At 72.7% G+C, this 14214-nt stretch carries 12 protein-coding genes; 10 read left to right on the forward strand and 2 right to left on the reverse strand.

Annotated features, from left to right (window positions below):
- Nucleotide 1: 1 nt before the first annotated feature.
- The 5 genes from hypB to hypE are packed head-to-tail and all read left to right on the forward strand — an operon-like array spanning nucleotide 2 to nucleotide 5889.
- Nucleotides 2-865, forward strand: coding sequence for a hydrogenase nickel incorporation protein HypB (hypB, locus tag CP981_RS35655; protein WP_085927586.1), 864 nt, complete (start codon nucleotides 2-4; stop codon nucleotides 863-865).
- Nucleotides 862-3276, forward strand: coding sequence for a carbamoyltransferase HypF (gene hypF, locus CP981_RS35660; protein ID WP_085927587.1), 2415 nt, complete (start codon nucleotides 862-864; stop codon nucleotides 3274-3276). Before hypB ends, hypF begins: the two co-directional genes overlap by 4 nt.
- Nucleotides 3277-3327: 51 nt before the next feature.
- A complete protein-coding gene (locus CP981_RS35665; protein WP_085927588.1) occupies nucleotides 3328-3666 on the forward strand; it encodes a HypC/HybG/HupF family hydrogenase formation chaperone in 339 nt (112 codons plus the stop codon).
- Nucleotides 3663-4787, forward strand: coding sequence for a hydrogenase formation protein HypD (hypD, locus tag CP981_RS35670; protein ID WP_085927589.1), 1125 nt, complete (start codon nucleotides 3663-3665; stop codon nucleotides 4785-4787). The genes CP981_RS35665 and hypD overlap by 4 nt, the downstream gene beginning before the upstream one ends.
- Nucleotides 4788-4833: 46 nt before the next feature.
- Entirely contained in the window at nucleotides 4834-5889 is a 1056-nt protein-coding gene (gene hypE / locus CP981_RS35675; RefSeq protein ID WP_085927603.1) for a hydrogenase expression/formation protein HypE, read from the forward strand.
- A gap of 60 nt (nucleotides 5890-5949) precedes the next feature.
- Here hypE and efeB read toward each other — a convergent pair whose 3' ends face one another.
- Complete coding sequence (gene efeB / locus CP981_RS35680; RefSeq protein WP_107429587.1) at nucleotides 5950-7203, reverse strand: iron uptake transporter deferrochelatase/peroxidase subunit; 1254 nt, start codon at nucleotides 7201-7203, stop codon at nucleotides 5950-5952.
- 289 nt (nucleotides 7204-7492) lie between these two features.
- Here efeB and CP981_RS35685 point away from each other — a divergent pair, with 289 nt between their 5' ends.
- From CP981_RS35685 to CP981_RS35700, 4 genes are all read left to right on the forward strand, one after another.
- On the forward strand, nucleotides 7493-7972 hold the full coding sequence (locus CP981_RS35685; RefSeq protein WP_085927590.1) for an acyl-CoA carboxylase epsilon subunit: 480 nt from the start codon (nucleotides 7493-7495) through the stop codon (nucleotides 7970-7972).
- 331 nt (nucleotides 7973-8303) lie between these two features.
- Entirely contained in the window at nucleotides 8304-9944 is a 1641-nt protein-coding gene (locus tag CP981_RS35690) for an APC family permease (protein ID WP_425282193.1), read from the forward strand.
- A gap of 196 nt (nucleotides 9945-10140) precedes the next feature.
- Entirely contained in the window at nucleotides 10141-10974 is an 834-nt protein-coding gene (locus tag CP981_RS35695) for a PP2C family protein-serine/threonine phosphatase (RefSeq protein ID WP_085927591.1), read from the forward strand.
- A 63-nt stretch (nucleotides 10975-11037) separates the two neighbouring features.
- Entirely contained in the window at nucleotides 11038-12024 is a 987-nt protein-coding gene (locus tag CP981_RS35700; RefSeq protein ID WP_167536270.1) for an MASE1 domain-containing protein, read from the forward strand.
- A gap of 17 nt (nucleotides 12025-12041) precedes the next feature.
- Here the strand turns inward: CP981_RS35700 and CP981_RS35705 are convergent, their stop codons facing one another.
- Complete coding sequence (locus CP981_RS35705; RefSeq protein WP_085927593.1) at nucleotides 12042-13103, reverse strand: ATP-dependent DNA ligase; 1062 nt, start codon at nucleotides 13101-13103, stop codon at nucleotides 12042-12044.
- 93 nt (nucleotides 13104-13196) lie between these two features.
- Here CP981_RS35705 and ligD point away from each other — a divergent pair, with 93 nt between their 5' ends.
- Nucleotides 13197-14210 carry a non-homologous end-joining DNA ligase gene (ligD, locus tag CP981_RS35710; protein ID WP_208853031.1) on the forward strand — a complete coding sequence of 338 codons (1014 nt, stop codon included), beginning with the start codon at nucleotides 13197-13199 and terminating at the stop codon, nucleotides 14208-14210.
- Nucleotides 14211-14214 lie beyond the last annotated feature (4 nt).

Genomic DNA, 14214 nt, shown 5'->3' on the forward strand with positions numbered 1-14214 from the left:
CATGTGCCGTGTCGTCGACCTGCAACAGGCGGTCCTGGCCAAGAACGACGCCTGTGCCCACACCCTGCGCGAGGACCTCGCCGCCCGTGGCACCGCGCTCGTCAATCTGCTCTCCAGCCCCGGCAGCGGCAAGACCGCGCTCCTGGAACGGGAACTCACCCTCGCCCGCGACCGGGGCATCCCCGTCGCGGCGCTCACCGCCGACCTCGCCACCGAGAACGACGCCGTCCGGCTGGCCCGCTCCGGCGTGCCCGTCAAACAGGTGCTCACCGACGGGCTGTGCCACCTGGAGGCCGAGATGCTCGGCGGGCACCTGCACGGCTGGCTCCCCGCTGACACCCGGCTGCTGTTCATCGAGAACGTCGGCAACCTGGTCTGCCCCGCCTCCTACGACCTCGGCGAGACGCTGCGCGTCGTGCTGGCGTCGGTGACCGAGGGCGAGGACAAGCCGCTGAAGTACCCCACCGCCTTCGGTCTCGCGCATCTGGTGGTGGTCACCAAGACCGATATCGCCGAGGCGGTGTCGTTCGACGAGAAGGAGTTCCGCGCCAACGTCGAACAGATCAACCCCGGTGTGGAGGTCGTCCTCACCTCGGCGCGCGGCGGGGAGGGCGACGGGCTGCTGCTGGACCGGGCGCTGGCGGCGCGGGACGGCACACCGGTGCACATCCCGGTCATGACCCGTAAGTCCCACCACGTCCACGACGCCGAGGACGGCCAGCCGTGCGACGAGGGGCACACCCACACGGCAGCCCCCTCGCACGGGGAGCACACCCACGCCGGGAAGCACACCCACCCGCACCGGACACCGGGCGGCCATGCGCACACCACCGACCCCGACACCGTGGCGTCGAGCCGCTCATGACCATCCGGCAGGCCGAGGGGAGCACCGCGACCGCCCCTCCCACCGCCGCCGTACGCCGCCGGATCACCGTGCGCGGCGTCGTCCAGGGCGTCGGCTTCCGCCCGTTCGTCCACACCCTCGCCACCGAACTGGGGCTGACGGGTCATGTGACCAACACCGGTGAGGGCGTGGTCGCCGAGGTCGAGGGCGCCCCGGCGGCGCTGGCCCGCTTCGGTGAACGCCTCAGCGGTGAGGCCCCGCCGCTGGCCGTCGTGGAGACCGTCGACGGCCAGGACATCTCCCTGGCCGGCGACACCGGCTTCCAGATCCTCCCCTCCCGCGCCCACGGCCCCTCCCGCACCCTGGTCGCCCCGGACGCCGCCACCTGCGCGGCCTGCCTGGCCGAGCTGACCGACCCGGCCGACCGCCGCCACCGGCACCCCTTCCTCAGCTGCACCCACTGCGGGCCGCGCTTCACCATCGTCACCGCGATCCCCTACGACCGGGCGCTGACGACCATGGACCGCTTCCCGATGTGCCCCCGCTGCGCGCGGGAGTACGCGGACCCGGGCGACCGGCGATTCCACGCCCAGCCCATCGCCTGCCATGACTGCGGCCCCCGGCTGCGGCTGCTGACCGCGGACCCCGCCGACCGCACCCGCCCCCCGCTCCCGGCACCCGGCGCCGATCCGGTGGCCGACACCCGGCGGCTGCTCGCCGAGGGCGCGATCGTGGCCGTCAAGGGTCTCGGCGGCTACCACCTGGTCTGTGACGCCTCCGACGACACCGCCGTCGCCCTGCTGCGCCGCCGCAAGGCCCGCGGCGACAAACCCTTCGCCCTGATGGCCCGTCATGTCGATGAGGTGGCCCACCTGGTGCGCGCCGGGGCGGAGGAGCGCGCCCTGCTCACCGGGCCGGTGCGCCCGATCGTCCTGCTGCGCCGCACGACGCACCCGGCCCCGGCCCCCGGCGCACCCACGCTGTCCGACGCCGTCGCCCCCGGCAGCCCCGACCTGGGCGTCATGCTTCCGTACACCCCGCTGCACCACCTGCTCCTCGGCCTGCCGGGCGACCCTCCGGGGCCCCGGCTGCTCGTCATGACCAGCGGCAATGTCGCGGGCGAACCGATCGTCACCGACGACGACGAGGCCGTACGCCGCCTCGCGCATCTGGCGGACGCCTGGCTCACCCACGACCGGCCGATCCGGATTCCCTGTGACGACTCCGTGGTCCGGATCAGCGACGGGGAGCCGCTGTTCGTCCGCCGCTCCCGCGGCTATGCCCCGTTCCCGGTGCCGCTCCCGGTGCCGGTCCGGCCCGCGCTCGCGACCGGCGGCGACCTCAAGAACGTGTTCTGCCTCGCCGAAGGGCACCGCGCCTGGCTGTCCGCGCACATCGGCGACATGGACGATGTGGCGACCCAGTTCGCCTTCGAGCGGGCCGAGGAGCATCTGGAGACGGTCACCGGGGTACGCCCCCAACTCCTCGCCGCCGACCGGCACCCCGGCTACCGCTCCGGCCGGTGGGCGCAGTGCCACACCGACGGCCGGCCGCTGGTCCGCGTCCAGCACCACCACGCCCATATCGCCTCGGCCATGGCCGAACACGGACTCCGCGACGGCCACCCCGTCATCGGGGTCGCCTTCGACGGCACCGGCTACGGCGACGACCACACCATCTGGGGCGGCGAGATCCTGCTCGCCGACTACGACGGCTACCGCCGCTTCGGACAGCTCGCCTACGTGCCGCTGCCCGGCGGCGACACCACCGTACGGCGCCCCTACCGGATGGCCCTGGCCCACCTGCGCGCCGCCGGTATCGACTGGGCCGCGGAGCTTCCCCCGGTGGCGGCCTGCCCGCCGGACGAGCGGCGGCTGCTGGCCCGGCAGCTCGAACGGGACCTCAACTGCGTGCCCACCTCCAGCATGGGCCGGCTCTTCGACGCCGTCTCCTCGCTGGCCGGGGTCTGCCACCGGGCCGGGTACGAGGCCCAGGCCGCCATCGCCCTCGAAGCCGCCGCCCTGACCGCGGGCGAGGACCCCGGTCCCGGCTACACGTTCGCGCTGCGCGCCGGGCAGACCGGACCGGCGGCCGCCGACCTCGTCGCGGACCCGGCGCCGGTGCTCACCGCCGTCGTCGGGGACCTCCGCGCGGGCACCGCCGTCCCGCTGATCGCGGCCCGCTTCCACACCGCGGTCGCCGACCTCGTCCGGCGCTGGTGCGCGTCGGCCCGGGAGCGGGCCGGTCTGACGACCGTGGCCCTGACCGGCGGGGTCTTCGCCAACACCCTGCTGGCCGAGACCACCGCCCGCCTCCTGCGGGAGGACGGCTTCACCGTCCTGCGCCACCGCCGCGTCCCGCCCAATGACGGGGGACTGGCGCTCGGTCAGATCGTCGTGGCGGCGCGCACGGCAGGAGCCGCCGTGCGCTGAGCGGGACCGCGGCGCGGCGGACGCAACGTACCCACGACGAGGAGAGGGCCCATGTGCCTGGCGGTACCCGGCAAGGTATTGGACATCGAGGAACGGGACGGCACCCGCATGGCGACCGTCGACTTCGGCGGTGTGGTCAAGGAGGTGTGCCTGGAGTACGTCCCCGACCTGAAGGTCGGTGAGTACGCCATCGTCCATGTCGGCTTCGCGCTACAGCGGCTGGACGAGGAATCCGCCCGGCACACCCTCGCCCTGTTCGAGGAACTGGGCCTGCTCCAGGAGGAGTTCGGCGATCCCTGGGAGGCGGCTGCCGCCCCCGAGGGAGGGGACGGGGCGGGCGGCACGCCCCCGGCCGTCCGCAACGACGGATCACGGGAGGTGAGCCGGTGAAGTACCTCGAAGAATTCCAGAACCCCGAGCTGGCCCGGCGGCTGCTCGACGAGATCCGGGCCACGGTGACCCGCCCCTGGGCCCTGATGGAGGTCTGCGGCGGGCAGACCCATACCATCATCCGGCACGGTATCGACCAACTGCTGCCCGATCAGGTCGAGTTGATCCACGGTCCGGGCTGCCCGGTCTGTGTGACGCCGCTGGAGGTCATCGACAAGGCCCTGGAGATCGCCGCCCGGCCCGACGTGATCTTCTGTTCCTTCGGTGACATGCTCCGCGTCCCCGGCAGCGACCGCGATCTCTTCCAGGTGCGCGGTCACGGCGGCGACGTCCGCGTCGTCTACTCCCCGCTCGACGCCCTGAAGATCGCCCAGCAGAACCCGCACCGCGAGGTGGTGTTCTTCGGCATCGGCTTCGAAACCACCGCGCCCCCCAACGCCATGACGGTCCACCAGGCCCGCAAGCTCGGCATCCCCAACTTCAGCATGCTGGTCTCCCACGTCCGGGTGCCGCCCGCCATCGAGGCGATCATGACGTCGCCCAGCTGCCGGGTCCAGGCGTTCCTCGCCGCCGGCCATGTGTGCAGTGTGATGGGCATGGGGGAGTACCCCGAACTGGCCGACCGCTTCCAGGTGCCCATCGTCGTCACCGGCTTCGAACCGCTGGACATCCTGGAGGGCATCCGCCGCACCGTCCGCCAGCTGGAACGCGGCGAACACACCGTGGACAACGCCTATCCGCGCGCCGTCCGCAGCGAGGGCAACCCGGCCGCGCAGGCCATGCTCGCCGATGTCTTCGAGGTCACCGACCGCGCCTGGCGCGGTATCGGCACCATCCCCGCCAGCGGCTGGCGGCTGTCGGAGCGCTACCGCGACTTCGACGCCGAGTACCGCTTCTCCGTCGACGGCATCACCACCCGCGAACCCGCCGCCTGCCGCAGCGGGGAAGTCCTCCAGGGGCTCATCAAACCGCACGAGTGCGAAGCCTTCGGCACCACCTGCACCCCGCGCTCCCCGCTCGGCGCCACCATGGTCTCCAGCGAGGGCGCCTGCGCCGCCTACTACCTCTACCGCCGACTCGGCACCACGCCCACCCCGCAGGAGGCGAGCCCCGTTGCCTGACACCAAGCACCCCACCTCTGGCGGCCCCACCCCGGCCGACCGCGGTCTGCCCACCGTGGACATCTCCGGCTGGACCTGCCCCACGCCGCTCCGTGACCAGCCCCGGGTCGTCATGGGGCACGGCGGCGGCGGTGCGCTGTCCGCCGAACTCGTCCAGCAGATCTTCGCCCCCGCCTTCGGCGGCGAGATCCTCGCGCAGCTCGGCGACTCCGCCGCGGTGTCCCTCGGGGGCGTCCGCCTGGCGTTCTCCACCGACTCCTATGTCGTGCGGCCGCTCTTCTTCCCGGGCGGCTGCATCGGCGACCTCGCCGTCAACGGCACCGTCAACGACCTTGCCATGAGCGGCGCCAGAGCGGCCTATCTCTCCTGCGGCTTCATCCTGGAGGAGGGGGTCGAGATGCCGGTGGTCGCCGGGGTCGCCGACGCCATGGGCGCGGCGGCGCGGGCCGCCGGGGTCGAGGTGGCGACCGGTGACACCAAGGTCGTCGAGGCGGGCCACGGTGACGGTGTCTACCTCAACACCGCCGGCATCGGCCTGATCCCGCCGGGCGTCGATCTGCGCCCGCAGCGCGTCGTTCCCGGCGATGTGGTGATCGTCAGCGGTGACATCGGCCTGCACGGCGTGGCCATCATGAGCGTCCGCGAGGGCCTGGAGTTCGGCGTCGAGATCGAGAGCGACTGCGCGGCCCTCGGCGGCCTCGTCGAGTCCATGCTCGCGGTCACCCCCGATCTGCATGTGCTGCGCGACCCCACCCGCGGCGGGCTGGCCGCCGCCCTGTGCGAGATCGCCACCGCCTCCTGTACCGGCATCGTCGTCCAGGAGCGCGCGATCCCCGTGCCGTCGGCCGTCGCCAACGCCTGCGCCATCCTCGGCCTGGATCCGATGTACGTCGCCAACGAGGGAAAGCTGGTGGCGTTCGTCCCCCGCGAGCACGCCGACGCGGTGCTGGACGCGATGCGTGCGCACCCGCTGGGCGCCGGTGCCGCGATCATCGGGGAGACCGTCGAGACCCACCCCGGCATGGTCGTGGCCCGCACTCCGCTGGGCGGCACCCGGGTCGTCGATCTGCCGCTGGGCGAGCAGCTGCCGCGGATCTGCTGAGTCACACACGAGGGCGGCGCCGGAACGGGCGCCGCCCTCGTGCCGTGCGGTCTTACCCGCTCAGGTCTTCTGAAGCAGCCGGGACCCGAACCAGTCATCGGCGTCCCGTACCCCGGGCAGGATGAAGAAGTAGCCGCCGCCGATGGGCGTGATGAACTCGGACAGCGGCTCGTGCCGGAGGCGCCGCTGCACGGTCGCGAACTGCCGCTCCGGGTCCTGCTGGTAGCCGCAGAACACCAGCCCGAGGTCCATCTGTCCCTTGCTGTCGTAACCGGCGTCGTAGTTGTAACTCCGGCGCAGGAAGCGGGAGTTCTCGGTCTTCTCGGTGCGGGGGTTGGCCAGCCTGATGTGCGAGTTGAGCGGGATCTTGCTGCCGTGCGGGTCCTCGCGGTACCGCGGCACATCCGACTCGCGCGTGCCGTCCAGCGGCGCACCGCTCGCCTTGCGCCGGCCGAAGATCTTCTCCTGGCGCGCCAGCGGCACCTTGTCCCACTTCTCGATCTGGAAGCGGATCAGCCGCAGCACCTGATAGCTGCCGCCCAGCGCCCAGTCCGGCTCCCCGCAGGGCGGGGTCACCCACAGCAGCCGGTCCATCTCCCGCGCCGAGCCGGTGTCCGGATTGACGATCCCGTCCTTGAAACCGACGAAGGTACGCGGCGACCCCGAGGGCCGCGACGGGTTGAGAAAGGCGTCCGCACGCCAGCGGGGCCGCAGCAGCCCCTCCGTCTCCCGCGCCAGATCGCGCAGCACATGGACGACCGCGTCCGGGTGCTGGGCACAGACCTGCAACGACAGATCGCCATGGCAGCGGGCCGGCTCCAGCCGGTCGTCGGGGAACGCCGGCATCGCCTTGAGGTGCCGGGGCTTGTGCCCGGACAGGCCGAAGCGGTCGTCGAACAGGGAGGCGCCCACACCGAGGGTGATGCTGAGGGAGTCGGGGGTGGGCTCCTCCGAGGCGACCTGCTCGTCCTGCGGCTTCACCCCGGCCGCCAGCACCCGCGAGCGTCTGGTGAGCCGCTGGAACAGGGAGATCAGGCCGTCGCGGTCCTGGGCCAGTACATCGAAGCCGACGAAGCCGGCGAAGAGCTGCTGCGGGGTCACGATGCCGGCCTGATGGTCACCGTGGAAGGGCACCTTGTCGGGCAGCAGCCCGCCGTCGCGCAGCCCGCCCACGGGCCGGTCCGCCGCGGCGGCCGCCGGCCCGCCGATCCCCGCGGCGGCCACCCCCGCGATCCCCGCCGCACACTTCAGAAACCCCCGGCGTCCGTCGTGCCGCGGAGCGGCACATTCGTCCTCGGCCTGATCACGTCTCATCGTCCCGCCATCCTGACTGCGTCATCCGGCAGCCGCGTGCCTGCACATGCCTGTGCGCGATGCTCGCCGCCCACGACGCGAGGACCGGGAGCAACACGGCCCCGGCCCCGGATATCACGCCTGGGCCCCCGGCGGGTCGTCCGAATGGCGCAGTCGACGGGCCCAGCGCGCGACAGCGCCCCGGAGCGCTTCTAGCGTCGGCCCTGTGACCTGCCCGAACTCTCCCCCTGCACCGTCGGGCGGCAGGTCATGCAGCACGCCCCACCGCCGAGCCCATGGACCCCCACACATGAGCACATCCACCGACGCGAGCACCGTCCTCAGCGAGGCCACCCGCCTCGGTGAGGGCACCACCCTGGACGAGCGCGCAGCCGATGGCGCCGCCGTCTCCCTCGGCGAGGGCCCCGCCGTCACCGGGGCGCCACCCGTAGCGGTCGAGGAGGACACCGTCGCCGACGCGGGCGGGGCCCCGGACGGGAGCGTGGCCGCCGGTGGCACACCGCCCGGAGGGGGCGGGGGCCTGGTCGCTGAGGAGCGCACGGCCGTCGACGGGAGCGCGCCCGGGGAAGATCAGCCCGTCTCCTGGCTGCGGATCGAGAAGGGCCATGCCGAGCCGGAGGAAATCGCGGCGATCAGCGTCGTGCTGTGCGCCCAACTCGCCGGACTGCACGCCCTCGCCGAGGACGGCCGGCCCGCGGAACCGCCTCCGGGACGGCGTCATCCGCCGCACCGCTCGGCCTGCTGGTCGGGCTGCTGGAGCTGCGGCTGAGCCGCTGCGGCCGGCCCGACGGGTGGTCGGCCGAGCCGATGCGGCTTCCCCCCGCGGGTCTCCTGCCCGCCTTCCACGAACGACGCGCGCCCGTCCCTTGAGCGGAGCAGCACGCTGCGGTGCGGAACCCCGCGGCGCCGCTGACCACCGCGAGGTACCGGCCGCACACCCCGCTGACCAGGCGTGAGCGCTGGGTACCGCTCTGTACGCTCCGTGCCCCGACGCTGCGCTGTGTGCAGGAAGTGTCCGCTGGTGGAACGCGAAATTCCTCTTCGGTGATCGTCGAGTAGGGTCCGGCGAGCCGGAACAGTGAATCAAGGAGGCCGTTCTCGTGACGGAGCGTCAGGTATCGGGTGGGGGCGACGGGGCCGCGGTCCCGGAAGTGCAGGCGCAGGAGCGCCGATTGCGCCGTGACCTGGGCTTCTGGGGACTGACCGGCATCGGCTTCTCCAATATCGTCGGCTCCGGCTGGCTGTTCGCCGCGCTGTACGCGGCCCAGACGGCCGGCCCCGCGGCGCTGCTCTCCTGGGTCGGCGCCGGTCTGCTGTGCGGGCTGGTCGCCCTGGTCATGATCGAGCTGGGCGCGACCCGGCCGGAGGGCGGCGGCACGGTCCGCTGGCCACTGTTCGCCAGCGGCCGGCTCGTCGGCACCCTCATCGGCTGGTCGACGCTGCTGTCGGTGGGCGGTACCGCGGCCGAGATCAGCGCGATCATGCAGTACGCCGGGCACTACCTGCCGGGCATCTACAACGGCCATACCCTCACCCTCGGCGGGCTGGCGCTGGCCGCCGCACTCAGCGTCCTGCTGACCGCGCTGAACTGGTTCGCGGTGCGGATGTTCGCCCAGCTCAACAACCTGATCTCGGTGTTCAAGATCGTGGTGCCGGTGGTCACCGTGATCGCGCTGATCGCCTCCGGCTGGCACTCCGGCCGTCTGACGGACCACGGCGGCTTCGCCCCGTACGGCTATGTCGCCTGCCTGACCGCGCTGGCCGGCGGCGGCATCGTCTACTCCGTCAACGGCTTCCAGGCACCACTGGACTTCTCGGGCGAGACCCGCAACCCCCGCCGGACCATTCCCGCCGCGGTGCTCACCGGCATCGGCCTCGCCGTCCTCATGTACCTGGCCCTTCAGGTGGCGTTCCTCTTCACCGTCCCCGAGAACCTGCTCGGCCACGGCTGGAAGGGAGTCTCCTTCGAGTCGCCCTTCGGCCAGCTCGCGCTGATCCTCAACCTGCACTGGCTGGCCAGCCTGCTGTACGCGGACGCGGTGATCTCGCCCGGCGGTTCGGCGTACGTGGGCGTGGCACTCAACGCCCGGCACACCTACGCGCTCGCCAAGAACGGCACCATTCCCCGGTACTTCATGAAGGTCAACGAGCGGTTCGGCATCCCGCGCCGGGCGCTGGCGATCAACCTCGTCGTGATCATGGTCTTCCTGCTGCCGTTCGGCGGCTGGCAGGACATCGTCAGTGTCATGGGCGACATGTATCTGCTGATCTACGCGGCCTCCGCGGTCGCGGTCGCCGTCTTCCGCGCCGAACCGGGCGGCCGCACCGCCGGCTGGGTCCCGGGGCTGGGCTGGATCGCGCCGCTCAGCTTCGTGGTGGCCAGCGAGTTCGTCTACTGGTCGGGCTGGCACGACCTGCGCCTCGCCCTGCCCCTCGTACTCGGCGGTCTGCTGATCTTCCTGGCCATGCGCCGCCCCGGCGCCCGCGACAAGGCCGCCGTGGAGAGCGACGGCGCCGGCCCGAGCCGCTCGCTCGGCGCGGAACTCCGCACCGGCGCCTGGATGGTGGCCTACCTGGCCGGCCTGACGGTGCTCTCCTGGCTGGGCACCTTCGAGGGCTCCGGCCGGCTGCCGGCCCCGTACGACTCGGTCACCGTGGCCGCCCTCGCGTTCGCCGTCTTCTTCTGGGCCGTGCGGTCCGGCGTCCAGCATCTGGAGGTGGCCCGTCCCGTGACCGCCTGAGCCGCGGCCACTGCGGGCGAGGGGAGCGGGCCGGGCCGCGTCGGCGCCGTCAAGCGGAAGTCACCCCGCAGAAATATGATGAACCGGGAGAGGCGGGCTCCCCGAGAGCCCCCATGAGGCCTGGTCCGGCGGCCAGCGCGGAGACGTACGAGCCCGCCCGCGGTGGCCTCCGCACCGACGCACCTGGGAGCGGCCCATGCTTCGGCGTCGTCCCCCGCGGTCGGCGAGCGCGGACGATCTGCTGACCACGCTCGGGCGACTGACCGCCCAGGCGCGGGAAGGCGCCGAGAAGCAGCGGGCCCGGGTCGAACTCGCCGAGGCACTCCAGCGGGAGATGCTGCCGGCCGTACTGCCGGGGACACCGGGGCTGCGCGCCGCCGCCACTTACGCACCCGCCCGGCACGGCCTGGACATCGGGGGCGACTGGTACGACGGCTTCCCGCTGCCCGACGGCTCGCTCGCCTTCTGCGTCGGCGATGTCCAGGGCCATGACGTCGAGGCGGCCGCCTTCATGGGGCAGATCCGCTTCGGGCTGCGCGCCGTCGCCGGCCACGCCGCCGATCCGGGGGAGGTGCTGAGCCGGGCCAACGACCTGCTGCTCTCCGTCGACTGCGGGCTCTTCGCGACCTGCACCTTCGTCCGCTTCGACCCGGTCGCCTGGGAGCTGACCAGCGCCCGCGCCGGCCATGTACCCGGCATCTGGGCCACCACCGACGGCCGCTCCGGCATCGCCGACGACCCGGGGGGCCTGCCGCTCGGCATCGTGCGGGGGGAGAGCTATCCGGTCACCCGCCACCGGTTCGCCACGGCGGGGGCGTTCGTCCTGCTCACCGACGGTGTCGTGGAAGGGCCATCGTTCCCGATAGAGGCGGGACTGAGCCAGGTGACCCGGCTCGTCAGCGCCAACGCCGACGGCGATCCGGCCACCGTGGCGGACGTGGCGATGAGCGTGGCCGAGTTCACCGGGCACACCGACGACTCCGCGGTGCTCGTGCTGCGCTTCGACGCGGCCGCGCCCAGAGCCGGGTGAAGCGCGGCCCGGGCGCGCGTGTCGCGGACGGTGCCCGGGCGTCCGCGTTGTCTGATGGCTGATGTGGTGCGCACCGAGGAACTCCGCCGTCCCGCACCAGCAGCCCTGACGATCCTCGTGCTCGCCGGCGTCTACTACGGCACCGCGCAGATCGGGCTGCTGGACCAGGTGGTGATCGCGGGCGCCAGGGTCACACCGTTGTGGCCCCCTACGGGTATCTCCCTGAGCTGTCTGCTGCTCCTGGGCCTGTGGACCTGGCCGGGCATCGCCCTCGGCACCCTGCTGGTCGTCGCCTCCCTCAGCCCGCTCGATGTCTCGGTCCTCGGCATCATGGCGGGCAACACCCTGGCCCCGGTGTGCGCCTTCCTGATGCTCCGTCGGATGGGCTTCCGTGCCGGGCTGGACCGGCTGCGCGACGGGGTGGCGCTGGTCGCCCTGGGCGCGTTCGCCGGAATGCTGGTCAGCGCGACGGTGGGCAGCACGACGCTCCTGCTCAGCGGGGCGCTGCCGCCCGGCGGCTTCTGGCGGACCTGGGCGGCGTGGTGGGTGGGCGACGCCATGGGGGTTCTCGTCGTCACCCCGCTGCTCCTCGCCTGCCGCAAGCTCCGGTGGCCGACGGGCGTGCCCGCCTACCGGTGGGCCGAGGCCGCCGTCCTGCTGGTCGCCTCGGTCGTGGTCGCGTGGGTGGCGGTCACCAGCGAGCTCTCCCTGCTGTTCCTGGTCTTTCCGCTGATCGTGTGGGCGGCGCTGCGCTTCCAGCTCGCGGGGGCGGCGCCCTGTGTGCTGCTGGTGTCCGTCCTGGCCATCACGGCGGCGACCCGCCGCACCGGGCCGTTCGAGGGCCAGAGCCTGCTGGAGGCGATGGTCAACCTCCAGGCCCTCAACGCATCCGCGGCGCTCACCGCGCTGCTGCTGTCGGCCGTCGTCACCGAGCAGAACAGCATCCGCCGCAAGGTCGAGCAGGCCTGCCGCGAACTGGCCGACGTGGTGGACCGGCTCGCTCCCGGGGAGAGCCGGCGCCGCTGGCCGCCGGAGGGGGAGCAGAGCTGACCCGCCCCCCGGTACGGTCAGCTCCGCAGCAGCTCCCCCAGGTCGTAGCCCACCGGCTCCTCCAGCTGGGCATAGGTGCAGCTCTCCGGCGTACGGTCGGGACGCCAGTGGCGGAACTGGGCGGTGTGCCGGAAGCGGCTGCCCTCCATGTGGTCATAGGCCACCTCGCACACCCGCTCAGGGCGCAGCGGCACCCACGACAGATCCTTGCCGCCGCTCCAGCGGCTGGGCCCGCCGGGCATCCGCCGCGCCGCATGCGCCGCCTCGTCGGTCCACTCGCCCCACGGATGGCCCGCGGCATCCTCCATCCGCAGCGGCGCCAGCTCCTCGACCAGCTTGCGCCGCTTGGCCATCGGGAACGAGGCGCACACTCCGACGTGCTGGAGCTGCCCGGCGTCGTCGTGCAGACCGAGCAGCAGGGAGCCGACCACCGGCCCGCTCTTGTGCAGCCGGTATCCCGCGACGACGCAGTCGGCGGTGCGGGCATGTTTGATCTTGTACATGACCCGGTCGCCCGGCCGGTACGGGAGATCGAGCGGCTTGGCGACCACTCCGTCCAGCCCCGCCCCTTCGAACTGCGTGAACCAGCTGCGCGCCAGCTCCTGGTCGCGCGTCGCGGGCGCGGTGTACACCGGCGGACGGGCCGGCCGCAGTGCTTCGACCAGGGCCTCCCGCCGCGCCGACTGCGGCTCGTGCAGCAGTGCGGCGGAGTCGAGGGCCAGCAGATCGAAGGCGACGAGCGAGGCGGGCGTCCGCTCGGCGAGCGTACGGACCCGGGAGTCCGCCGGGTGGATGCGCTCCAGCAGCTCCTCGAAGTGCAGCCGGCCGTCATGGGCGATCACGATCTCGCCGTCGATGACGCACCGCCTGGGCAACTCGGCACGGGCCGCCTCGACCACTTCGGGGAAGTAGCGGGTGAGGGACTTCGTGGTACGGCTGGCGATCTCGATGTCCTCGCCGTCCCGGAAGACGATGACGCGGAAGCCGTCCCACTTGGCCTCGTACTGCATACCGGCGGGAATCTCGGCCACCAGCTTCGCGAGCATCGGGGAGACCGGGGGCATGACGGGCAGGTCCATGTCCCGATCCTGCGGGCTGCGGACACATCGCGCGCGCCGGGCCCGCGGCCCTTCCGGCGCGCGGCGGCGGCGCACGGTATTTAACGTGGAGCCATGGCCGGAGCGGGAGCTGTGGAACTGGATGTCGCGGGGCGAAAGGTGCGCCTGTCGCACCCCGACAAGACGTATTACCCGGAGCGCGGCTTCACCAAGATGGACGTCGCGCAGTACTACCTCGCCGTCGCCGACGGGGTACTGCGGGGCCTGCGCGACCGGCCCACCACCATGCAGCGCTTTCCCGACGGCATCGAGGGCGAGTTCTTCTACCAGAAGCGGGCGCCCAAGGGCATGCCGGACTGGCTGCCCACCGCCCGGATCGCCTTCCCGAGCGGACGGTTCGCCGACGAGATGTGCCCCACCGAACCGGCGGCCGTGCTCTGGGCGGCCAACCTGGGGTGTCTGACGTTCCACCCCTGGCCCGTCCGCCGCGGTGACACCGAGCACCCCGACGAGCTGCGGATCGACCTCGACCCGCAGCCCGGCACCGACTTCGCGGACGCCGTCAAGGTCGCCTTCGACCTGCGCGAGCTGCTGGCCGAGCACGGGCTGCGCGGCTGGCCCAAGACGTCCGGCGGCCGCGGAGTGCACGTCTATGTGCCGATCCGGCCCCGCTGGACCTTCACCGAGGTCAGACGGGCCGCGATCACGCTGGCGCGGGCGCTGGAACGCCGGACGCCGGATCTGGTGACCTCGGCGTGGTGGAAGGAGGAACGCGGCGAGAAGGTCTTCGTCGACTACAACCAGATGGCCCGGGACCGGACCATCGCCTCCGCCTACTCGCTGCGCGCCCGGCCCCGGGCGACCGTCTCCACCCCGCTGCGCTGGGACGAGCTGTCCGACGCCGCCCCCGAGGACTTCGATCTGCGCACGGTCCCGCCGCGGTTCGCGGAACTCGGTGATGTGCACGCGGACATGGCGGACCACGCCTTCGGCCTGGAATCCGTCCTGGAGCTCGCGAGCCGGCAGGCGGTGGACGAGGGGCTCGGCGATCTGCCCTATCCGCCCGACCACCCGAAGATGCCGGGCGAGCCGTCCCGGGTCCAGCCGAGCCGGGCCCGTAAGCGCTGACCAG

This window comes from Streptomyces platensis (genome assembly GCF_008704855.1).
Lineage (GTDB): Bacteria > Actinomycetota > Actinomycetes > Streptomycetales > Streptomycetaceae > Streptomyces > Streptomyces platensis.